At 73.2% G+C, this 22,917-nt stretch carries 14 protein-coding genes; 7 read left to right on the top strand and 7 right to left on the bottom strand.

All coding sequences use genetic code 11. The features are described 5' to 3' along the window. Positions 1–759 (top strand): zinc ABC transporter ATP-binding protein AztA, encoded by a 759-nt coding sequence (gene aztA, locus Sru02f_RS17705; RefSeq protein WP_109030983.1) that lies wholly within the window; start codon positions 1–3, stop codon positions 757–759. 104 nt (positions 760–863) lie between these two features. Beyond that, the gene (locus tag Sru02f_RS17700; protein WP_109030982.1) at positions 864–1,256 is read left to right on the top strand and encodes a VOC family protein; all 393 of its coding nucleotides are present in this window, start codon (positions 864–866) and stop codon (positions 1,254–1,256) included. 52 nt (positions 1,257–1,308) lie between these two features. On the opposite strand, the gene Sru02f_RS17695 is transcribed toward Sru02f_RS17700, so the two are convergent. From Sru02f_RS17695 to Sru02f_RS17685, 3 genes are all read right to left on the bottom strand, one after another. Next, on the bottom strand, positions 1,309–2,382 hold the full coding sequence (locus tag Sru02f_RS17695) for a ferritin-like domain-containing protein (RefSeq protein WP_167469400.1): 1,074 nt from the start codon (positions 2,380–2,382) through the stop codon (positions 1,309–1,311). A 207-nt stretch (positions 2,383–2,589) separates the two neighbouring features. Beyond that, entirely contained in the window at positions 2,590–3,414 is an 825-nt protein-coding gene (locus Sru02f_RS17690) for an inositol monophosphatase family protein (protein WP_109030980.1), read from the bottom strand. A gap of 80 nt (positions 3,415–3,494) precedes the next feature. Next, the gene (locus tag Sru02f_RS17685; RefSeq protein ID WP_109030979.1) at positions 3,495–3,872 is read right to left on the bottom strand and encodes a MerR family transcriptional regulator; all 378 of its coding nucleotides are present in this window, start codon (positions 3,870–3,872) and stop codon (positions 3,495–3,497) included. A gap of 137 nt (positions 3,873–4,009) precedes the next feature. On the opposite strand from Sru02f_RS17685, the gene Sru02f_RS17680 reads away from it, so the two are divergent. The 3 genes from Sru02f_RS17680 (at position 4,010) to Sru02f_RS17670 (ending at position 6,634) form a co-directional block, all read left to right on the top strand. Then, positions 4,010–4,975, top strand: coding sequence for an alpha/beta hydrolase family protein (locus Sru02f_RS17680; RefSeq protein WP_109030978.1), 966 nt, complete (start codon positions 4,010–4,012; stop codon positions 4,973–4,975). Between the two features lie 283 nt (positions 4,976–5,258). Further along, positions 5,259–5,777: a lytic polysaccharide monooxygenase auxiliary activity family 9 protein gene (locus tag Sru02f_RS17675; RefSeq protein WP_109030977.1), complete on the top strand. Its 519-nt coding sequence runs from the start codon at positions 5,259–5,261 to the stop codon at positions 5,775–5,777. A 122-nt stretch (positions 5,778–5,899) separates the two neighbouring features. Beyond that, complete coding sequence (locus Sru02f_RS17670) at positions 5,900–6,634, top strand: chitinase (protein ID WP_109030976.1); 735 nt, start codon at positions 5,900–5,902, stop codon at positions 6,632–6,634. A gap of 148 nt (positions 6,635–6,782) precedes the next feature. Here Sru02f_RS17670 and Sru02f_RS17665 read toward each other — a convergent pair whose 3' ends face one another. After that, a complete protein-coding gene (locus Sru02f_RS17665) occupies positions 6,783–7,949 on the bottom strand; it encodes an FAD-dependent oxidoreductase (protein WP_109030975.1) in 1,167 nt (388 codons plus the stop codon). A gap of 148 nt (positions 7,950–8,097) precedes the next feature. Between Sru02f_RS17665 and Sru02f_RS17660 the strand changes: the two genes are divergently transcribed. After that, the gene (locus Sru02f_RS17660) at positions 8,098–8,709 is read left to right on the top strand and encodes a TetR/AcrR family transcriptional regulator (protein WP_109030974.1); all 612 of its coding nucleotides are present in this window, start codon (positions 8,098–8,100) and stop codon (positions 8,707–8,709) included. 69 nt (positions 8,710–8,778) lie between these two features. On the opposite strand, the gene Sru02f_RS17655 is transcribed toward Sru02f_RS17660, so the two are convergent. Then, positions 8,779–8,991, bottom strand: a complete 213-nt coding sequence (locus tag Sru02f_RS17655; RefSeq protein ID WP_109030973.1) for an MbtH family protein — start codon at positions 8,989–8,991, stop codon at positions 8,779–8,781. An 88-nt stretch (positions 8,992–9,079) separates the two neighbouring features. On the opposite strand from Sru02f_RS17655, the gene Sru02f_RS17650 reads away from it, so the two are divergent. Then, positions 9,080–10,171: an alpha/beta fold hydrolase gene (locus Sru02f_RS17650; RefSeq protein ID WP_109030972.1), complete on the top strand. Its 1,092-nt coding sequence runs from the start codon at positions 9,080–9,082 to the stop codon at positions 10,169–10,171. Positions 10,172–10,243: 72 nt separating this feature from the next. Here the strand turns inward: Sru02f_RS17650 and Sru02f_RS17645 are convergent, their stop codons facing one another. Next, a complete protein-coding gene (locus Sru02f_RS17645) occupies positions 10,244–11,944 on the bottom strand; it encodes an ABC transporter ATP-binding protein (RefSeq protein WP_167469399.1) in 1,701 nt (566 codons plus the stop codon). Then, a complete protein-coding gene (locus Sru02f_RS17640; RefSeq protein ID WP_109030971.1) occupies positions 11,931–22,880 on the bottom strand; it encodes a non-ribosomal peptide synthetase in 10,950 nt (3,649 codons plus the stop codon). Before Sru02f_RS17640 ends, Sru02f_RS17645 begins: the two co-directional genes overlap by 14 nt. Positions 22,881–22,917: the final 37 nt, after the last annotated feature.

Genomic DNA, 22,917 nt, shown 5'->3' with positions numbered 1-22,917 from the left:
ATGAAAATCATGTTCAACAAATCCCGCCCCTCGCCCCCTGCCGCGCCCGGACGGGCGGCACGAGTCCGTCTGACCGGGCTGAGCGCCGGCTACCCGGGACGACCGGTCCTGAGGCAACTCACCTGCGAGATACCGGCATTGGCCGTCACGGCTCTGGTCGGGCCGAACGGCAGCGGCAAGTCGACGCTCCTGGGCGTGCTGGCCGGTGTGATCCGCCCGACATCGGGAGACCTGCACCGGGACGGCGAGCGGCCGCCCGCCTTCGTACCGCAGCGCGGCGCCGTCGCGGACGCCCTGCCGCTGACCGTCCGGCAGACCGTGGAGATGGGGCGGTGGGCCGAGCGCGGCCCCTGGCGCCGGCTGAACCGCCGGGACCGGCTGATCGTGGACTCGGCCCTGGACCGGCTCGGCATCGCTGACCTCGCCCCGCGTCAGCTCGGGGAGCTGTCGGGCGGGCAGCGGCAGCGCGCCCTCGTCGCCCAGGGACTCGCCCAGCAGTCCGACCTGCTCCTCCTGGACGAACCGACCACCGGCCTCGACCCGGAGGCCAGAGAGCGCATCACCGCCCTCCTGACGGACCTGGTGGCCGACGGCGTGACGGTCGTCCACGCCACCCACGACCTGGAGGCCGCGCGCTCGGCCGAGGCCTGCCTCCTGCTCCGCGCGGGCACCCTGGCGGGACAGGGCCGCCCCGGCCGGGTGCTCACCACCTCGGCCCTGGCCGAGGTCTGGGCCGTTGCCGGACACGCGGGCCCTTGATAGGCAGGTGATGTCCCGGAGGGTCCGGAGAGTCAGCAGGGTTCCGGCCCGCCCGAGCACCTCATGACCCGACCGCCCGGAACCCACGTACCGGAGATGACCCCATGAAGATCCACCTCACCAGCGTCTTCGTCGACGATCAGGCGCACGCGCTGCGCTTCTACACCGAGACCCTGGGCTTCCTGAAGAAGCACGACGTGCCGGTGGGGGCGGGTGGGGACCGGTGGCTGACCGTGGTCTCGCCCGAGGCTCCCGACGGGACCGAGCTGCTGCTCGAACCGTCCGGTCACCCCGCGGTGGGGCCGTACCGGACGGCGCTGGCCCAGGACGGCATCCCGGCCGCCTCCTTCGCCGTGGACGACGTACGGGCGGAGCACGACCGGCTGCGCTCGCTCGGGGTGCACTTCACGCAGGAGCCGGTGGAGATGGGCGCGGTCACCACGGCGGTCCTCGACGACACCTGCGGGAACCTGATCCAGATCATGCAGGTCCAGTAGCCGGTGGGGCGCGCCCTGCCGCGCGTGCCGGCTCGGCTCGCGTCGTCCGGCGTCACGCGCCCGGCGGGCGGAACTGGGGGCCGTAGGTACTCCGGCCGCCCGGGATGCCGGTTTCCATCAGCTCCACGGCGGGGCCCTCCAGCCCGCGCATCGTCCGGACGGCCGAGCCCAGGGTGCGCGCGTCGCCGTGGGCCCAGGCCGCCTCGAGGGTGCTGAGCACCTTGGCGTAGGCGGTGTCGAAACGGTCGAGGAGCTCCCCGACCCGCTGCGAGGGGCCGGGCCAGCCGCCGGCCGGGACCCGGGCCATGGGGCGCGCGTCGGGGAAGGGCACGGGGGCGCCGGTGAACCGCCAGCCGTCGTCCTCCTGGCGCAGTTGCCGGCCGTGGTAGATCTCGCCGAAGGCGTAGTAGTGGGCCGGGTAGTCGTCGCCGAAGGCGTCCTCGGGAGAGCCGGCGGTGCCCTCGCCCTGCTCCTTGATGATCTCGATCGCCCGCTCGACGCCGTCGAGGTCGGTCACGGGTTCCAGGACGTCGGAGCCGATGCGCTGGGACAACTGCCCGTCGGCCGACAGCGGCGGCGCCGTGGCCCGGAAGGCGCGCAGCAGACCGTCGTAGAAGTGGCCGATGCCGGGCGAGTTGTGCACGCCTCGGGCCAGGGGGTCCTCCGGGGCTTCGATGGCCATCATCACGTCGCGCACGAAGGGCCTGTTGAGACCGGAGAGATAGACGTTCACCTCCCCGCGCACGCCGCCGGGCAGCGGGCCGGGGTAGGCGACGGCGGCGTCCGTGATCCGCGGCCGGCCGCCCACCGCCACCAGCAGGTTGCAGACGACGCCCATGTGGTACATCTCGTCGCCGATGATGCGCCGGATCAGCCGTGCGACGTGGCTCGTGCGGTCGCCCACGGACCACCATCCGCACAGGTAGGGCGGGATGGTGGCGAGTTCGAGTGCTACGGCGACCTGAAGGGCCTCCCTGAGCCAGTCGACACCGCGCCCGGTCTCGGGGACCGCGAGCAGGTGCGCCACGGACCGGCAGCCCGACGCGGCACCCTCCGGCCGCCCGGCCGCGAGGGCGGGCGCGGCGGCCGGGACGGACGCGGCGGCCGCCACGACGGCCGACGCCATGAAGGTCCTCCGCCCGAACGGGGCACCCGTCCCCGACGCTTCCTCGCGCACACCAGTCACCCGTACTCCCTCCGCAGGCGGCGCCCGGATGCGACCGGGACGTCCGCATTCGTCCGACGGCTGGCGAAACTAGCAGCGGCGAGGCCGTTTCCCGGGCGGTTTCCCGGGCGGGCGGCACCGAGTGGGGCATCCTCTACCCGGTCGGCCCTACCGGGGACGGCCCTCACGTATCAGCGCCAGCAACAGCGCGTGCGTCCCGGCGTCGGCGGCCGCCACGAGACCGCGGCCCGCGGGGCCGACGGGCTCGCCGTCGACTCCGGTGACGACGCAGCCGGCCGCCCGGCACAGCGCGATACCGGCGGCGAAGTGCACGCTTTCGGCCAGGCCGGTGCCGTCGGTGACGTAGGCGGCGCGCTTCCCGGCCGCGACCCAGGCCAGGGCCAGCGTCGTGGACAGGACCCGCGGCCGCAGGCGCCGCACGAAGCCGGGGTGGGCGAGCAGGTCGACCGCCCTGAACGCGGGCGCGCCCGGGAAGGGCGGGTCCAGGTTCACGTCGACCAGCCGGGTGGCCGCACTGGGCACCAGCGGTGTGTCGTGGCCGTCGCGCCGGACCCGGGCGGTCTCGCCGTCGGTGAAGAGGACCTCGCCGCCGAACGGGTCGGCCACGGCCGCCGGGCCGCCGCGCAGCGCCACGTTGACGGCCACCGCCATGGTGCCCGCGGCGTAGTTGAGCGTGCCGCACAGGGGATCCACCAGCCACTGGCGTGCCGCGTCGGCCGCTCCCCGCCGCCCGCCCTCCTCACCGCACATCGCGTCGTGGGGCCGCGCGGCACGGATGACGCCCAGGATCGCCTCCTCGGCGGCCACGTCGGCGTCGGTGGCGAAGTCCCCGCCGCCCTTGTCGAATCGGGTCAGCCGCCGTCCGTAACGGGCTCGCACGGTCTCGGCGCCGGCCCGCGCGGCGGCGATCGCGACTTCGGTGTCGTCATGTCGCGCACCGTGGTCGTCGTGGGGCACAGGCAAGTTGATCACGGTGTGCAGGGTAACGGCCGAAGCTTTCCGGTCCTCCGGGCCTCTTCTCCGGCGACGGCAGGGGGCCTTGGGGGGCTGCTTCAGGAGGTCCCGGCGCGGCAGGACCGGCCGGTGCGCAGGTTCCCCGTGGCGCCGGTGATGACGGAGTCCAACCGGTCCCGAGTGCCGAGCAGTTCGGCGATCCGGCCCTCGACCCGCTCCCGCTCGGCGGACAACCGGTCGAGCAGCTCGGGCGTGGCCCTGCCGTCGGCCGCGTACGGCATGAGTTCGACGATGGTCCTGCTCGACAGGCCCGCGGCGTAGAGCTGTTGGATCAGCCGGACGTGGTCGACCGCGCCGCCGGGGTAGTGCCGCTGGCCGCTGTGGCTGCGCTCCGGGACGAGCAGTCCCTGTTCCTCGTAGTAGCGCAGCGCCCGCACGCTGACGCCCGTCCTGGCGGCGAGCTCCCCGATGCGCATCCCGCGCCTCCTCTCGTGAGGCGGTCGTACGACTTGCCTCTCACGTCGGCGTCAGGTTTTAGCGTAACCCCCGAGCCCCCCGACTCGTCCCGGGTGCCGCTCCCAACCTCGTTGACCAGCAGAAAGAAGGCCCTTTCATGACCGCACCAGCCCTCGCGGCGGCCGGCGCCACCGCCACCGCCACCGCCACCGCCACGGTCACCGCTCCGGTCGTCTCGGTCAAGCCCGTGGTGCTGCCCGCACCCGAGCGTGGCCGGGACCTGCGCCTGCGGGTGTCCGCCCCGGTGACCGGGCACGGCCTGCCCGTCGTGCTCCTCGCGCACGGCTTCGGCTCGTCGCTGGACGGATACGGCCCGCTCGCCGACCACTGGGCCGCCCACGGCTTCGTGGTGATCCAGCCCACCCACCTCGACTCGAAGAGCGTGGCCCTCCCCGAGGACGATCCGCGACGGCCCGGGTTGTGGCGCTCGCGCGTCGAGGACATGAAGCGCGTCCTGGACGGCCTGGACCTGGTGGAGGCGGCCGTTCCGGGCCTCCGGGGGCGTCCGGACCGAAGCCGTGTCGCGGCGGCCGGGCACTCCTTCGGCGGCCAGACCGCGGGCATCCTGCTGGGCCTGCGCGTGCGCGACCCCGCGACCGGGGAGGCCGAGGACCTGTCCGACCCCCGGGTCAAGGCGGGCGTGCTGCTCGCGACGGCCGGCAACGGCGGCGACGATCTGACGCCGTTCGCGGCCCAGCACCTCCCGTGGCTGAGGCACCCCGACTTCACGCACATGACCACCCCGGCACTCGTGGTCGCGGGCGACCGGGACGACCTGCCGTTCACCGTACGCGGCGCGGACTGGACGGCCGATCCGTACGTCCTGAGTCCCGGCCGGAAGAGCCTCCTCACCCTCTTCGGAGCGGAACACTTCCTCGGCGGGATCTCCGGCTACGAGGCCGCGGAGACCACCGACGAGAACCCCGCCCACGTCGCCCTGGTCCAACGGGTGACCCTGGCCTACCTCCGCCACGCCCTCGGCGTCGACAGCACCGACTGGACGGCGGCGCGACGGGACCTCGCCGGGACGACCCATCCCCTCGGCCGACTCGATTCCAAGTGAGCCCAATCCGCGAGATCGCCCGGCATCCCGCGCGCCGGACACCGGCGTTGACACACTCTTGACACGGTCACGTCGACCGCTTGTATGGTCTAGTCCAACAGAACTCACCGCTCCGTTTACGGAGTTGAGCCCTGCCGGGGTCCCACGCCCCGGTGGGGACGGTGAGTGCGCGTCACCTTCGCGCCTCCTGGCCCCACCCACGAGAGGCCGTACTCGGCGTGCGCGCGGTCCCCCCACACACGGCCGCGCGTGCCCTGGGACGGCCGGATGTGAAGGAGTTCCCATGCACGCACGTAGGAAGACCGCTGCCCTGATCGGCGCGGTCCTCGCCCCTGTCGTGGCCGTGAGCCTGCCCGCCTCCTCGGCGAGCGCGCACGGCTACATCTCCGACCCGCCCAGCCGCCAGGCCCAGTGCGCCGCGGGCACGGTGTCCTGCGGCGACATCACGTACGAGCCCCAGAGCGTCGAGGGCCCCAAGGGGCTGACCAGTTGCAGTGGCGGCAACAGCCGCTTCGCGGAGCTGGACGACGACAGCAAGGGCTGGCAGGTCACCCCGGTCTCGAAGAACACGACGTTCTCGTGGCGGCTCACCGCGCAGCACGCCACCAGCACTTGGGAGTACTACGTCGGTGGTCAGCGGATCGCGCTGTTCGACGACGGCGGCGCGAAGCCGGGCGCGGTCGTGAACCACCAGGTCGACTTCGGCGGACTCACCGGACAGCAGAAGGTCCTGGCCGTGTGGAACGTCGCCGACACGTCCAACGCGTTCTACGCCTGCATCGACGTCAACGTCGGCGGCTGACGGGCCGGTCGGAGCGGTCCGGGAGCGGTCGCACCCCTCTTCGAGGGTGCACGGCCGCTCCCCTCCGCCCGCCTCTCCGCCCCTCCCCCGGCCCTCCCTCCCATCGAGCAGGAGCAGATACCGTGCAGCACCGCAAGCTCGCACTGCTGGCCGCCACCGGTGCGGCCGCCGCCCTGTGCACGCTGACCATGGCGCCGTCGGCCGTCGCCGAGAAGTCCGACTCCCGGACCGCCGCCGCCGAATTCGTGGTCAGCGAAGCCCAGTTCGACCAGATGTTCCCGAGCCGGAACTCCTTCTACACCTACAGCGGCCTCACCGCCGCGCTCAGCGCCTACCCGGGGTTCTCGAACACCGGCAGTGACACGGTCAAGAAGCAGGAGGCCGCCGCCTTCCTCGCCAACGTCAGCCACGAGACCGGCGGGCTGGTGTACGTGGTGGAGCAGAACACCGCCAACTACCCGCACTACTGCGACGCGTCCCAGCCGTACGGCTGCCCGGCCGGCAACGACAAGTACTACGGGCGCGGGCCGGTCCAGCTGAGCTGGAACTTCAACTACAAGGCCGCCGGAGACGCCCTCGGCATCGATCTGCTCAACAACCCCGACCTGGTCCAGAACGACTCGGCCGTGGCCTGGAAGACGGGCCTGTGGTACTGGAACACCCAGACCGGGCCCGGCACCATGACCCCGCACGACGCCATGGTCAACGGCGCCGGGTTCGGCGAGACCATCCGGTCCATCAACGGCAGCCTGGAGTGCGACGGGGGCAATCCCGGGCAGGTCCAGAGCCGGATCGACAACTACGAGCGCTTCACCCAGCTCCTCGGCGTCGAGCCCGGCGGCAACCTGAGCTGTTAGCACCCGTCCGGCCCACCCGCCCCCTCGTGCCCACCGGCGCGCCCGGTCACGAGGGGGCCGGGTCGGCGCCGGAACCGGCGTCCCGGGCCGCGTCGGGTCCGGCGAGGACCACGGCGAGCCGTCCGGCCCCTCCCCGGGCGGGCCCGCCTCACTCCCGGGGTCCACCGTCCGCTCCGGGCGCACCGAGCCGCGCGAGGTCTTCGTCGTCCGGCTCCTCCAGCAGGAAACCGGCACCGCCCTCGAGCATGCCGGCGATCTCGGCCGAGCGCGGAAGCATCGTCTTCTCGTAGGTGCGCACGGCATCGTCGACGGTGGCGGACGCCGCGAGGGCGAGCGCGAGTTCCGCCGCGTCGAGCATGGCGAGGTTGACCCCGACCCCGAGCGGGGGCATGAGGTGCGCGGCGTCGCCCAGCAGGGTCACACCCGGCGTGGGCCGCCAGGTGTGCGGCACCGGCAGGGCGAAGAGCGGACGGTCGACGTACGGGCCGTCGTTCTCGGTGATCATCCGGAGTATCCGGGGTGACCAGCCGGCGTACTCGGCGAGGAGCCGGGCCCGGATGCCGTCGGTGTCGTCCGGACGCAGCCCGCTCGTCGTCATCCAGTCCAGGGCGACCCTCCGCATGAGGTAGACGCGCATGTGCCCACCGCTGCTGCGCTGCGCGAACAGGCCCCGCTGTCCGTCGGCCACGTGGGCGCTGCCCCGGCCGACCAGTTCGGACAGCTCCGGGTGCGCGGATTCCATGTCGTCGAACCAGGCCTCGAGGAAGCCGACCCCGGTGTAGCGCGGTACCGCGTCGGACACCGCCGCGCGGACGCGGGAGAAGGCGCCGTCCGCTCCGATCACGAGGTCCGTCTCCACGGTGCTCCCGTCGGTGAACGTCAGCGTCCGCGGTCCGTCGGCCGGCCCGCCCACCGATTCCAGGCCGTGTCCCCACCGCACCGTCCCGGCGTCGAGCGATCCCAGCAGGAGCTCCCGGAGCTGACCGCGGTCGATCTCCGGGCGGGCCGTCTCGCCCTCGTCCGGCAGCCGGTGCCCGAGGAGCCGCCCCGCGGCGTCGAAGCGGCGCTCCTCCTGGCTCTCGCACCTGGCGAGCGCGAAGAACTCCTCCAGCAGGCCCGCTTCGCGGAGCGCGAGCTGGCCGTCCTCCTCGTGCAGGTCGAGCGAGCCTCCCTGGTCGCGGGAGGCGGCGTCCGGATCGCGGTCGTACACCGTGACCGCGATGCCGTGCTGTCGCAGCACACGTGCGCAGGTGAGCCCTCCCGGGCCCGCACCGATGATGCTGATCCGCGCGGCGGCGGGCGTCGGAGAGTTCATGGTGGCTTCCTTCCGTTGGTGGGTCCCCCGTGGAAACCACCAAAGCAGAAACGAGTGAGAAACTGCAACTGTTCCAGTTTCTTACTCACCACACTTCCAGATCCGGTTCGGTTTCTGTGTCGTTCCAGCCATGCGCTAGAGTGGCGCCATGTCCGACTCACCGACCCCAGGCCGCCGCGAGCGCAAGAAGGCGGCGACCAGGCAGGCGATCGCCGACGCCGCCCTGCGGCTGTTCCTGGAGCACGGTTTCGACCGGGTCAGCGTCCGCGACGTCGCCGAGCAGGCCGATGTCTCGACGACGACCCTCTTCGCGCACTTTCCGAGCAAGGAGTCGCTGGTCTTCGACCGCGAACAGGACGTCGACGCCGCGCTGGCCGCCGCCGTGCGGGAACGGCCCGAGGGCCAGGGCGTGGTCGAGGCACTCCGGGCACACGCCCTGGAGTCCTGGGTGCCGATCGTGACCGATCCACGCCGGGCACGCTTCACCGCCCTGGTCAACGACACGCCCGCGCTCCGCGAGTACGGGGAACGCATGTGGATGCGACACGCCGACACCCTGAGCACCGTGATCGCGGAGGAGCTCGACCGGGAGCCGGACGACCCGGCATGCGCGGCGCTGGCCCGGTTCGTCCTGGAGATCCCCGCCCTGACCACGGGACGGCAAGATCCCCGGGCGACCGTGGAAACGGTGTTCGACCTGCTTCTGCACGGCTGGCGGTCACAGGCGGGCCCACGCCCCCCTCAGGCGGGCCGCGGATAGTCGGGCAGTTCCAGGGAGGAGTGGGCGGCCCGGCCTTCCCTCACTGGCGACGTGTGACGGGGCCCGGTCTCAGGCGTCCGCGGAGCGGGCGAGGGAACGCGGGCGCAGGTCGGTCCAGTTGGCCTCGACGTAGGCCAGGCAGGCGTCCCGGGAGTTCTCCTCGAACACGGTCGTCCATCCGCCCGGCACCGCCGCGAAGGACGGCCAGAGCGAGTGCTGGCCCTCGTCGTTCACCAGGACGAGAAAGCGGCCGTCGGCGTCGTCGAAGGGGTTGGTGCTCATACCCGGTGCCTCCCAATGGATTAGGTTAGGCTCGCCTAATGAGCGATGAGCTTAGCCTTCCGGATTTCCGCTCCACAAGGACACGTTCATGAGGTGGGCGGGGCCGGACACCTTCGCCGCGTTCGGGCTGACCGCCGTGCCCGGCACCGACGCCTTCTGGGACGGTCTGACGACGCCCCTGTCGATACCCGACGGCGACGGGTGGACGACCCTGTTCCTGCGGCGCGGGCCGCGGGCGGCGAGCATCGACTTCGAGAGCTGGTCGGCTCCGGTGCCCTTGCGGCGCTGGCGCGACACGGACTGCTGGTACGCCGAGGTGCGCATGCCGGCGCGACTGCGGGTGACGTACCGGTTCGTCGAGGGCGAGGACGCGTACGCCGACCCGTACAACCCCGCGGGCGCGGGCGGCGAGCGGTCCGTCGCCGCGACCCCGGACGCCCCGGCCCAGCCGCACTGGCCACTGGTCGACGCCGGCGACGTCCTGCCGCTGCCCCGCACCCGGCTGCGCTGGACCAGCGAGCGGCTCGGCGGGCGGCGTACCGTGCGGGTCCATCCGGTGGGCGGGGGCGGGCCGGTGGTCCTGCTGCTCGACGGGGACGACTGGCTGTACCTGCACCCGGCGACGTCCGCCTTCGACTCGGCCGTCGCGAGCGGTGAGATGCCTCCGGTCACCCTGGTCTTCCTCCCGGCCGGGGACCGCGGCGCCGAGTTCGGGTGCCGGCCCGCGCTGTGGGAGGCGGTGCGGGACGAGTTGCTGCCCCTGGTGGCCGGGAGCGGGGTGCGGGCCGACCCGGGCCGGACGGTGGTCGCGGGGCAGAGCCTCGGCGGTCTGAGCGCGCTGTACGCGGCGCTGGAGTTCCCGGAGCTGGTGTCCCGGGTCGCCTGTCAGTCGGCGTCGCTGTGGTGGACGCCCGGCGCCGCGGATCTGCCGGACCCCCTGGGCGGCCCGGTCGGCGGCACGATCGCGGCGCGGCTGCGTGCGCGTCCCGACCTGTCCGGGCTGCGGATCGCGTTCGACGTGGGGGAACACGAGCAGCGCATGCTCCCCCACTGCGCCCTTGTCGAGTCCCTGACGGAACAGGCCGGTGCGACCGTACGGGTCTCCAGGTCGGCCTCGGGCCACGACCGCGCGGGCTGGCGGCACGCGCTGCTCCGGGACGTGGCCTGGGCCCTCGCCTAGGGGCCGCCGCCACCGGCCGGCCGGGCCCCGGTCCGCCCGGTCACCTCGTCACCTCGTCACCTCGTCACCTCGTCACCTCGTCACCGCCAGACAGTACGCATCGTCGGTGGCGAGGAGGTTGCGGTGCGTGTCCTCGGCGGTGATGACGCCCTCGTCAAGGACGAGGACGCGGTCGGCGGCGTCCAGCAGGGCGGGGCTGCTGGTGATCACGAGGGTGGTGCGGTCCCGGCGCAGCTTGGCGACACCCCGCGCGATGAGCTGTTCGGTGACCGCGTCCACGGCCGTCGTCGGGTCACGCAGCACCAGGACCTCGGTGTCGGCGGCCAGGGCGCGGGCCAGGGACAGCCGTTGGCGCTGCCCGCCGGAGAGGTTGGCGCCGCGGTCGCGGACGGCGTAGTCGAGTCCCTCGCGGTGCAGGGCGACGACGTCGGTGAGCATCGAGGCCTCGACGGCTTCGGGGATGGTCCGGCTGGTGCCCGAGGGGTCGATGTTGGAACGGAGGGTGCCCGCGAAGATCTCACCGTCGTAGGGGTTGACCAGCAGGTGCGCGCGTACCTCCTCGACCGCCAGTTCCGCGAGGGCCCGTCCGCCGACCCGGACCGTCCCCTCGTACGCGTCGGGCGGGACGTGCAGGGCCAGGACCGCGGCGAGGTCGGCCGCCGCGAGCGGCTGGTACGCCGCGACGGCCACGAACTCGCCGGCGCGGACCCGGAACCGCACCTTGCGCAGCGCCCCGTGCCGCACGCAGTCGACCTCCAGGTCCCCGCCCGCGGCCGGTCGCTCCGTCCCCGGTGTCGTCACCGCCGGCGCGGTGAGGACGAGCGCCATCCGTTCGGCCGAGGCACGCGCGATCATCACGTACTTCGGCATCTCCGAGAAGAGCTTCAGCGGTTCCATGATGAACTGCGCGAGGCCCACGGCCATGACCAGCTCACCGATGGTGATCCGGCCCCGGAAGGCCAGCCAGCCCGCCGTGAGGGTCACCGCGGCGGCGAGCACCGCGTTGAGGGCCAGCGCCGTGCCCGCGTAGACGCCGCTCACCCGGGCGACGGTGACGGACTGGCGCTTCGCCTCCGTGCTGATCTCGCGGTAGGAGCGGAACGCCGCGTGGTTGCCGCCGAAGCCGTGCAGCGGGCGCAGGCCGATGATGAGGTCGGCGACCTTGGCGCCGGCCCGGGCCACCCGGGCCTGCTGCTCGCGGGTGCTGGAGCCGATGCGCCTGGACATCACGCTCAGGACGGACAGGATCGCGACGGTGCCCACGATGACCAGCAGTCCGAGCCGGAGGTCGGCCAGCCCCAGCGCCACCGCCGCGATCACCACCGCCACCAGCGAGCTGATCAGCAGCGGCACCACCTCGATGATGTCGGCGGTCTGGTCGGCGTCCTCGGTGGCGATGGTCAGCACCTCGCCGGACTTGAGGTCGACGTCCCTGGCCACCGGCTGGAGGCCGCGGCCCGCGACCAGGACCCGCCAGCGGTGCGCCTCGGTGGTGTTGGCCTTCTGCAGGATCCGCATCCCGAACCGCCAGGACAGGGAGACCGTCGTGATGATCACGGCGAGGGCGGCGACGGAGACGCCGAGCGCCTCCGGGCTCCGGTCCCGCATGGTGTGCTCGACGATCAGGCCGAGCGCGATGGGGAAGGCGGTCTCACCGGCCTGGTAGAGGCCCATGAGGAGGGTGCCCCACGCCATCGCGCCGACGTTGCGCCGCAGGGCGGTGCGCAGGATGTCGGACCCCGCTCGGGGCCGCTGTGTGTCAGGAGTGGTCATCGAGGTGGCGGGCAATCGCTTCCGGGGTTCGCAGGGTGAACAGATCGCGGATGGTGATCACTGGACCGTACTCCCGGCGGAGCAGCCCGGTCAGCCGCACCGCCAGCATGGAGTGGCCGCCGAGGGCCACGAAGTCGCTCACGGCGCTCACCTCGTCGTCGTCCAGGTCCAGGGCCTCGGCGAAGAGTTCGCACACCGTCGTCTCGGTCTCCGTCTCCGGCGCCCGCTCCCCGGCCGTGGTCAGCGCGCCCAGCGGCCTGGCCTCCGGGAGCGCCTTGGTGTCGGCCTTCCCGTTCACGGTCAGCGGGATGCGGTCGACCTGGGCGTAGTGGGTGGGACGCAGGAAGTCCGGCAGCGCGGCGCCCACTTGGGCGGCGACCTCGGCCAGATCGGCACCGTCCAGCACGAGGTAGGCGGCCAGCCGGTGGGCACCGTCGACCTGCGGGTCGGGCTGGGCGACGGCGGCCACGAACCGCACCGCCGGGTGGGCGGCGAACGCGGCCTCGACCTCGCCGGGTTCGACCCGGTGGCCGCGGATCTTGACCTGCTGGTCGGTGCGGCCGAGGTACATCAGGTTGCCGTCGGGGCGTCGCACCACCAGGTCACCGGTGCGGTACATACGCTCGCCGGGCGCGCCGAACGGGCAGGCGACGAAGCGGTGCGCGGTCTGGGCGGGCTGCCCGAGATAACCGCGCGCGATGCCCACCCCCGCGACGTACAGCTCGCCGGGCACGCCGTCGGGCAGCGGCCGCATCCACGGGTCCAGCACGTACACGTCGGTGTTGTCGATCGCGACGCCGACGACCGGGTCCGGGCACTCGAAGGTGCCGACCCCGAGGGTGTTGATGGTGTATTCGGTGGGGCCGTACAGGTTGTAGCCGACGGTGCCCTCGGTCCCGGCCAGCCTCGTCCACAGTGCCGGGGTGACCGCCTCGCCGCCCAGCAGCACCAGCGCGGGCCGGCGGGCCGGGTCGTCGAGCAGGCCCTCGGCGAGCAGTTGCTGCGCGTAGGTCGGGGTGACGTTGACGACGTCGATCCCGTGCTCCAGGCAGTACGCGACCAGCCGGGGTGCGTCGCGGCGCAACTCCTCGTCGCAGACGTGCACTTCGTGACCGTCGGCGAGCCACAGCAGCTCCTCCCACGACATGTCGAAGGCGAAGGACACGGTGTGGGCGACGCGGAAGGTGCGGTGACCGTGCCGCGCCAGGACCGGTTCGAAGATCCGGCGCTGGTGGTTGACGAGCATGTTGGTGAGTCCGGCGTACTCGGTCACCACCCCCTTGGGCCGGCCGGTCGAGCCGGAGGTGTAGATCGTGTACGCGGGGTGCCGCAGCCGGTTGGGGTCGCCCGGCGCGAAGGTCACGCACGGCTCGGCGTCCGGCAGCGGCCGGTCCAGCTCGATCAGGTCCGGGCCGCCGGTGAGCCGGGGCGTCACGGTGCTCACCGTGAGTACGGCGTCGGGGCGGGCGTCCGCGACGATGGCGGCGATCCGCTCGTCCGGGTGGTCCAGTTCCAGCGGCACATAGGCGGCGCCGGTGCGCAGTACGGCGAAGAGCGCCACGATCGAGTCCAGGGAGCGCGGGAGGGCGAGGCCCACCGTCGCCCCGGGGCCGATGCCGCGCCGGGCCAGCACACCCGCCACGGCCCGGCTGCGGTCCCGCAGGTGCGCGAAGGTCATGGTGGAGCCGTGGGCGACCAGCGCCGTCCGGTCCGGTTCCCGGTCGGCCGCCCGGTCGAAGCGGTCCACGACGGTGTCCGTGCCGATCTCGGTGCGCGGCGCGGGCTCGGGGGCGGGGGCCAGTCCGGGCAGGGCGCCGATCGGCGCCCGGGGCTCGGCGGCACCGGTGCGTCCGGCCAGGTCGTCGAGCACCCGGAGGTAGTCGTCCAGGAGGGCCCGGGCGTGGGCGGTGTCGTGGTCGCGGTACTCCAGTTTGACGGTGAGCCGGTCGCCGGGGGTGACCACCCAGGTGAAGGGATAGTGGGTGGAGTCGTCGGCCCGCACCGAGGTGATGCCGTGCCGGGCGTTCATCTCGGCGAAGGCGTCCAGGTCCAGGAAGTTCTGGAGGACGAACAGGTTGTCGAACAGCGTGTCGTGGCCGCCGGCCCGCTGGATCTCGCCGAGCCCGAGGTGTTCGTGCTCCATGGCGTCGACCCTGGCCTCCTGCACGGCCGTGAGGTAGGCGCGGACGGTGTCGTGCGGCCGGGCCCGGGTCCACATGGGCACGGTGTTGAGCAGTACGCCGACGATGTCGGCCAGTCCTTCGCCCTCGCGGCCGGAGACGGTCACGCCGAAGACGGCGTCGGCGCGGCCGGTGCGGGCGCCGAGGAGGAGGCCGAGGGCGCCGGTCAGCACCGAGTTCAGCGTGACGCCGTACGTCCTGGCGGCCGCCCTCAGCGCGTCCGACCGTTCGGCGGTCAGCGTGTGCGCGAGTGCGCGCGGCAGGTCGTCGGGGAGGTCGGGCGCCGGTCCGGCGAGCAGGGTGGGGCCGGACAGGCCGGCCAGGTGCCGCGCCCAGAAGCGTTCCGAGGCGGCCGGGTCCTTGGCGGCCAGGGCCCGGGCGTGGTCCTCGAAGCCCGGCGCGGCCGGCCCGGGGTCGAGGGGCTCGCCCGCCAGGACGGCACGGTAGGCGTCGAACAGGTCGCGCAGCACGATCTCGCGCGACCATCCGTCCCACAGCAGCAGGTGGTAGCTGAGCAGCAGGCCGTCTCGGTCGTCGGGCAGGCGCACCACGGTCAGGCGGATCAGCGGTGGTTCGGCGGGGTCGAATCCGCGTTCCCGGTCCCGCAGGCGCAGGGCGTCGGCCTCCGCTTCCGTCGCCGCCTCGGCCGTGTGGACGTCGACCCGGCGGTCCGCGGCGAGGACCTGGACGGGGTTGCCGTCCTCGTCCGTGGTGAAGCCCGCGCCGACCGCCGGGTGCCGGGCGAGCACGTAGGCCGTCGCCCGGGACAACGCGTCCGGGTCCAGGCGCCGTTCGAAGGTGAAGTAGCTCTGGGCTACGTAGTGTCCGGCCGGGCCCGTCAGCTGGGCCTGGAAGTACAGGCCCCGTTGGAGGGGGGTGACGGGTGCCGTGCGCTCGGCCGTCGCGGCGGCTTCGGCGATCCGTTCCAGTGCGCGGTGCCAGTGCTCGGTGATCTCGTCCGGGACGCCCTCGGCGAGGGTGAAGGCCGCGTGCAGGCTGCCGGTGGCCGCGTCGGTCCAGGCGTTCACCTCGACGGCGTACGGGCTGCCCGTGTCGCCGCCGGTGAGGCGCGGTGCGCCCGACTCGTCGCCGCGGCCCAGGTAGTTGAACAGCACTTGCGGCCGGGCGGTGCCCAGCAGCGGCGCGGTCTGCGGGTTGAGGTACCTGAGGGCGCCGTAGGCGACGTGCGCGTGCTCGTCCGGCCGGCGTTCGGTGACCTCGCGCGCCGCGGCGACGGGGTCGGTGTGCGCGGTGAGCCGTACGGGCGCGATGGCGGTGAACCAGCCGACGGTGCGGGTGTAGTCGTGGTGGCCGAGAGCCGGGACCCGGCCGTGCCGTTCCAGGTCGATCGCGAGATCGGTGGGCGTCCGCTGGACGCGGGTCAGCGCGGTGCGCAGCGCGCCGCACAGCAGCTCGGTGAGGCCGAGGCCCAGTGCGGCGGGTGCGGTGCGGGTCACCCGGTCGCTCACCCGGGGGGCTAGGACGACCGTCGTCCCGCGCCGCTGCCCGGCGGCGGGCAGCGGTGCGGGCGCCCGGAGCGTGCTGATCCAGTGGTCCAGGCCGTCGGTCTCCTGTGCGGACCGGTGCGTGAGTGCCTGTGCGTACTCGGCGTAGGACGTGGTCGGCGGTGCCGGTGCCGCCCCGCGCATCGCGGCGGCCAGGTCGTCCAGCAGGATCAGCCAGGACACGGCGTCGACGGCGAGGTGGTGGACGGCGACCACCAGGGTGCGGCTGGTCTCCAGCCAGGTGAACGCGACGATGTCGCCGTTCTCGGGATCGAGTCGGCCGGCCGCCTCGTCCGCGGTCCGCGTCACGTCGGTTCCGGCACCGCGGGTCACCGTGACCTCGCGGTCGGGTTCGGTGCTCAGGGACCACACCCCGTGCTCGGCGCGGAGCCGCAGCCGCAGTGCCGGGTGGGCGGCGACGACGGCGCGCGCGGCGCGTTCCGCGTCGGCGAATCCGGTTCCTTCGGGTGCGGACAGTGTCCTGGCCTGGGCGAACCGGGCGAGGGGGCCGCCCAGTTCCCGTTGGCGCAGCATGATCGGTGTGGGTGGCAGCGGGCCGTCCTGGTGGCCGGTGCGGGCGGGGGATGCCTCGGGCAGCGGTGTGCGCGTCGCCAGGTGCTCGGCGAGCGCGCGGGGTGTCCGGAGCAGGAACACGTCGCGGGGTGCGACGGGCAGGCCGGCCGCCCTGGCCCGGTTGATCACGGTGATGGCGACGATGCTGTCGCCTCCGGCGGCGAAGAAGTCGGTGTCGGCGTCCGGTGCGGAGCCGGGCAGCGTCTCGGCGAAGAGGTCGACGAGGATGGCGAGTACGGAGTCGTTCCCGCCGTGCGGTGCGGCCTCCGCGCCCGGCGTGCGTGTCGCGCGCTCGGTCAGTGCCCTGCGGTCGAGCTTGCCGTTGACCGTCAGCGGCAGGGCGTCCACGGGCAGCACCCGGCCCGGCACCATGTGGGCGGGCAGCTTCGCCGACAGGAGTCCGGTGAGGTCCGCAGGCACCCGGCCCACGACGTGCGCGACCAGGTGGTCGTCGGTGTCCGCCACGGTGACGGCGGCGTCCACCACGCCGTCGAGGTCGCGGATCGCGGACTCCACCTCGCCCGGTTCGATGCGGAAACCCTTGAGCTGCACCTGGTCGTCGGCGCGGCCGGCGAACTCCAGCTGCCCGTCGAGGGTGCGGCGGGCGAGGTCGCCGGTGTGGTACATGCGGGAGCCGTCGGCCGTGAACGGGTTCGCCACGAACCGGCCGGCGGTGAGCCCGGGCCTGCCGAGGTAGCCGAGCGACACCTGGTCGCCGGCGACGTAGACGGCGCCCACCCGGCCCGGCGGCACCGGACGGAGCCGGTCGTCGAGCAGGTGGGTGACGAGGCCGGGGAGCGGGCCGCCGATCGGGCTGGCGGCCCGGTCGCCGGGGGCGAAGTCGGCGGCGGTCAGCACCCGGTGGGTGACGTGGACGGTGGTCTCGGTGATGCCGTACATGTTGACCAGTTCCGGCGACTCGGTGCCGTGCCGCGCCACCCAGTCGCGCAGCCGTGCGAGGTCCAGTCCCTCGCCGCCGAAGATGATCCTGCGCAGTGCTGGCAGCGGTTCGCCCGCGTGCCGGTCGGCCTCGGCGAACCGGTGGAAGGCCGACGGGGTCTGGTTGAGCACCGTGACCCCGCGCTCGCGGACCAGGCGGTGGAAGTCGACCGGGGAACGGGTCAGAGCGTAGTCCGGCACCAGCAGCTCACCGCCGTACGTGAGAGCGCCCCACAGCTCCCAGACGGCGAAGTCGAAGGAGAAGGAGTGGAACTGGACCCACACGTCCTCCGGGCCGAAGGCCATGGCGGGCCGGGTGTTGGCGAGCAGCGTCACCACGCTGGAGTGGGGGACGACGACGCCCTTGGGTCGACCGGTCGATCCGGAGGTGTAGATCACGTACGCGGGGTCGTGCCAGCCGGCTCCGGGTCCGGCCTCCGCGGCGGTGGGCGGCTGCTCCTCCCCCGGTACCAGCAGGCGGGCCGACACGTTCGCGCGGTCCAGCAGCCGCGTGAACCGGTCGCGCTGCTCCGGGGCCACGAGGACGACCTGCGGGGCGGAGTCGGCGAGGACGTACTCCAGTCGCTCGTCGGGGTACGCCAGGTCCAGCGGTACGTAGGCGCCGCCCGCGCCGACCACGGCGATCAGGGCGACGACCTGCTCGACGGAGCGCGGCACGGCGACGGCGACCCGCTTGCCGGGGCCGACCCCGGCCGCCCGTAGGACGGCGGCCAACTCGTCCTTGGCCCGGGTCAGTTCGTCGTAGGTGAGGGAGCGGGTGGCGCCGTCGAGGGCGCACTGGGTGACGGCGGTGGCGGCCGGGTCGCGGCGCGCCGCGGCGTCGAACAGTTCGCCCAGGGTGGTCGGCGAGACCGGCTCGACCCGCCCGGTGCCCTCGGACGCCAGGCCGCCGACCGGCGCGTCCGGCCGGGTGAGCAGATCGGTGAGGGTCCGGGTGAAGGTGCGCAGGATCTCGCGGACCTCGGGTTCCCGCAGCAGCTCGGCGTCGTGGATCAGGTTGAAGCGCGGGCGGCCGTCCGGTGTGCGCTCCACCACCAACGTCAGCGGGTAGTGCGGGGCGCCCTCGTTGACGATGCCGGTGACGGCGAGGGTGTCGCCGGGGCGCTTCAGTCCGGCCACGTCGGTCGCCACGTCGAACACCACCAGGGTGTCGAAGAGCGCTCCGGCACCGGCCCGGCGGGCGATGCGCGCCAGCGAGACGTGCTGGTGCGGCAGCACCGCGGCCTGGTGCGCCCTGACGGCGGCCAGCAGTTCTCGCGCGGTCGTGGTGGCGGTCCAGCGGGCGCGCAGCGGGATCGTGTTGATGAACAGGCCGACCATGTCCTCGATGCCGGGCACGTCCGCCTCCCGCCCGGACACCGTGGAGCCGAACACCACGTCGTCGCGGTGCAGGATGCCGCCCAGGGTGAGGGCCCAGGCGCCGTGCACGGCGACGCTCAGCGGCACACCGGCCGACCGGGCGGCCGCGTCGACGTCGAAGTCCGCCGTCGTCGCGGTGTCGGCGAAGTGCGCGGAGGGCGGGTGCCCCTCGGCGATCAGCGACGGGCCGGGGAGGTCCGCCAGTTGCTCGTCCCACACCCGGTCGCCCGCCGCGTCGTCGCGTGCGGCGAGCCGGCGCACGTGCTCGGGGAAACCGCCGAGCGCAAGTCCGGAACCAGGCGCCCGGTATTCGGCGAGCAGGGTACGCAGCATGGGCGGCACGGACCAGCCGTCGGCGACGATGTGGTGCACCGTCTGCACCAGGACATGTCTGCCGGCTCCCGCACGGACGAGGGTGTACCGCATCGGCGGACCGGTGGCCAGGTCGAATCCGGCGCGGCGGTCGCGCTCCGCGTGGGCGCGGATCTCGTCGTCGGTGATGCCGGGGCGGTCCAGCACGGTGAAGGGCGCCTCGTGCCCGCTCTCCAGTACGGAGACCACACGGCCGTCGGCCAGGGGCACGAAGCGCGCGGCCAGGTTCGGGTGCAGGGTCAGCAGGCGGGTGGCCGCCTCGGCCAGTCTGCCGGGGTCCACCTCGCCCTCCAGCGTGAGCAGTTGCTGCTCGACGTAGCTGCCGGTGGCGTCGCCGTCGTAGACCGAGTGGAAGTACAGGCCCTCCTGGAGCGGGGTCAGCGGGAGGACGTCCCGCAGCGCCGGGCCGTCGAGGGCGTCGACGTCTGCCTGGGTGAGCGGCAGCGGATGGAAGTCGCTGGGCGAGTGGCCGCCGTTCTCCAGGGCGGCCAGCCCCCTGAGCGCCTCCACGTAGTAGGCGCCGAGGGTGGCGATGTCCGTGTCGGTGAACATGCCGTCCGGCCAGGAGACGGCGGTGACCAGCGTGTACGCGCCGGTGGCGTCGGGTTCGGCGATCGCGTTGAACTCCAGGGCGCGGGGCAGCCGCATGCGCGGGTCGCGCCTTTCGCCCAACTGACCGTTGACGCTGGCGAGTTGCCAGTCCTCCGACGAGCCGGCGTCGAAGCGGCCCAGATAGTTGAAGAGCACCTGGGGGGCGGGGGCGTCGAAGGCTGCCTGGGCCAGATGGCGCAGCGCGCCGTAGGAGACGCCGTGGTCGGGTACGCGTGCGAGGTCCTCCTTGACCGCCTTGAGCGCGGCGGACAGATACGCGGGTGCGGTGGGGTCCGGTGCGGTGCCGGGGTCGACGGTCACCGGGAAGAGGGTGGTGAACCAGCCCACGGTCCTGGAGAGTTCCGGCTCGAAGCCGGCGGACGGGGCGACGAACGCGGCCTCGCGGCCGTGGCCCTCGAGTTCGATGTGCGCGAAGGTCTGGGTCTGGCCGAGGTCGTGGCGCCGTCGGGCGAGGGCGACGGCGAGCGCGGTCACCAGGACGTCGTTGATCCCCGCGTGGAACTTCGCGGGCGTGTCGCCCAGGAGCGCGGCCGTTGTCGCGGGGTCGATCGAAACGGTCCGGATCCGCTCGCGTGCCACGGTGTCGTCCGCGCTCAGGGGGCGCCGCCCCAACGGCTCGTCGGGCCCCGGCAGGGCGCGGCGGAAGTAGGCGCTGTCCGCGTCGAACGCCGCGCGTTCCAGCAGCTGGGTCCAGCGCCGGAACGACGTTCCGGCCGACGGGAGTTCCACCGCCGAGCCCGAGGTGAACTGCCGCCACGCCGTGGCCAGGTCGTCCATCAGCACCCGCCAGGACACGCCGTCGATCACCACGTGGTGGACGACGAGGGCCAGTTGCCGTGCCTCGCGGCGCCAGACGGCGCGCAGCATCGCGCCGCCCACCGGGTCCAGTTCCTCGGTGGCGAGGGCGAGGCACGCGTCGAGCGGCTGGTCGCTCTCCCGCCAGAGCGCCACGGCCGGTACCGCCTCCGCCTCCGCCTCCGCCTCCGCCTCCGGGATGTCGAATCCCCAGCGCTCGCCGCGCACCAGGCTGGCCCGCAGCATGGGGTGCCGGCGGACCACGGCGGCGAGGATCAGGTCGAGGGCGTCGGCGGTCAGGTCCGCCGGGGTGTTGAGCACGACCGACTGGACGAATCCGTCGATGGCGTCCGTGGTCTCGCCGAGCCACTGCACGACGGGCGACCCCACGACGCTTCCGGTGGGCACGTCACGGTGGTCCACGACGGTGGTGTCCTCACGGCTCGCCACCGCCGCCAGCGCTCCCACCGTGCTGTGGGTGAAGATCTGCCGGGCCGTGACGTAGAGTCCCGCGTCGCGCAGCCTGCCGAGCAGCGAGATGGCCAGGATGCTGTCGCCGCCGAGCTGGAAGAAGTCCTGGTCGACGCCGACCCGGTCGAGTTGGAGCAGCGCCGCGACCGCCGCGCACACCGTCCGCTCCTCGTCGGTGGCGGGCGGGGCGGACGAGCCTGCGGGGATCACGGGCGCGGGGAGCGCGTTCCGGTCGAGCTTGCCGTTCGCGGTGAGCGGGAACTCCGTCATCACGACCACGTGGGTGGGCACCATGTACTCCACCATGTGCCGGCCGGCCCAGGCCTTGACCTCGTCCGGCCGCAGGCCCTCGTGTCTGGCGGCCGGGATGACGTATCCCACCAGGTAGGTGCCGCCCGCCGTGTTCTTCCTCGCGACGACGCAGGTGTGGCGCACCCGGGGGTGCTCGGCGAGGCCGACCTCTACGTCCTCGATCTCCAGGCGCATGCCCCGGATCTTGACCTGGTTGTCCGCGCGGCCGAGGAAGTCGAGCGAGCCGTCGGGGGCGAAGCGTGCGAGGTCGCCGGTCCGGTAGAGCCTGGAGCCGTCGTCGGCGAAGGGGTTCGCCACGAACCTGGACGCGGTCAGGCCCGGCGCGTTCACGTAGCCGCGGCCCAGCAGCAGTCCCCCGGCGTACAGTTCGCCGCCGACGCCGACCGGGACGGGGCGCAGTTCGTCGTCCAGGACGTACAGCCGGGTGTTGGGGTTGGCCCGGCCGATCGACGTCGACAGACGCTCCGCCGCGCCCCGGTAGACGACGTGCGACACGCCGATCGTCGTCTCGGCGGGTCCGTAGCCGTGGTAGAGGGGGATGTCGAGCCGGGTGCGGAAGCGCTCGTAGAGTTCGGGTGTGAGCACCTCGCCGCCGCACCAGACGTGGCGGAGGCTGTCGAGGCGTCCCGAGTCGCCGGCCATCTCCAGCAGCACGTCCAGCATGGACGAGACCAGGTAGGTGAAGGTGACGCGTTGTTCGTCGATCACGCTCAGCAGGTGGTGCGGGTCGCGTTCGCCGCCGGGCCGCAGGACGACGAGTCTGCCGCCGCTGACGAGGGGCAGGAAGATCTCGTTGATGGAGATGTCGAAGGACAGCGGCGCCTTGAACAGGGACGCGTCGTCGTGGCCGAAGCCCAGGATCTCGTGGATCTGCCAGAGCAGGCGCTCGGTGATCGCCTCGTGCCGGATCATGGCGCCCTTGGGACGCCCGGTCGAGCCCGAGGTGAAGATGACGTAGGCCAGGGCGTCGCCGGGGACGGTGACTCCGGTTCCCTCGGTGGGACGGTCGCCGAACCGCCAGTCGCGGAGGTCGACGGCCACGGCTTCCGGTTCGCCCGGGGCGGGCTCTCCCGAGGCGTTGAGCTGTACGACGACCCCGGCGTCCTCGATGACGACGGCCCGGCGCTCGGCGGGCCAGTGCGGGTCGAGCGGGACGAACGCGCCGCCCGCCTGGAGGACGGCGAGCAGTCCGACCACCATCTCGGCGGAGCGTTCCAGCGAGATGCCGACGACGTCTTCCGCGGCGAGCCCTCGTGCGAGCAGGTGATGGGCCAACTGGGCCGACAGTTCGGCAGCCTGCCGGTAGGTCAGAGTGCAGCGCTCGTCGACGACGGCCACGGCGTCCGGCCTGGCGCACGCCTGTTCGCGGAACATCTCCACCAGGCCGGGGCGGACCCGGTCTGCGTCGGTGTCGTTCCACCCGGCGAGAAGCTCCAGCCGCTCCGCCGGGCCACAGGGGGCGATGGTGCCGAGCGGGCGGTCCGGGAAGTCGGCCAGGTCGTCGAGCGCGAGCTGCGCCTCGTTCGGCACGACGTCGTCCGGGATGGTGATGGACCCCGCGTCGACGCTCCAACCGGTGGGCGCGGTACCGCCGTTGTCGGCCCAGCCCAGCACGTCGGTGAACAGGGTGCCCGGGGTGAGGTCGAGTCCGGCGGGGCCGCGGCCCTCGGCCCAGTACGCCAGTGCGACGGCGCACGCCTCGGTGATGACCCGGTCGGAAAAGTCGCCGGTGCGGCGGCGCAGGCCGGTCAGCCGCGCGGGAGAAAGCCGTACGAGAGAAGCGGTCGGTTCCATCATCGAAGACTCAACGCCCCTTCCAAGGAATGAAGGCAGG

The organism is Streptomyces rubrogriseus, assembly GCF_027947575.1.
GTDB classification, from domain to species: Bacteria; Actinomycetota; Actinomycetes; order Streptomycetales; family Streptomycetaceae; genus Streptomyces; species Streptomyces rubrogriseus.
This window is presented reverse-complemented; position numbering and strand designations above follow the sequence as displayed.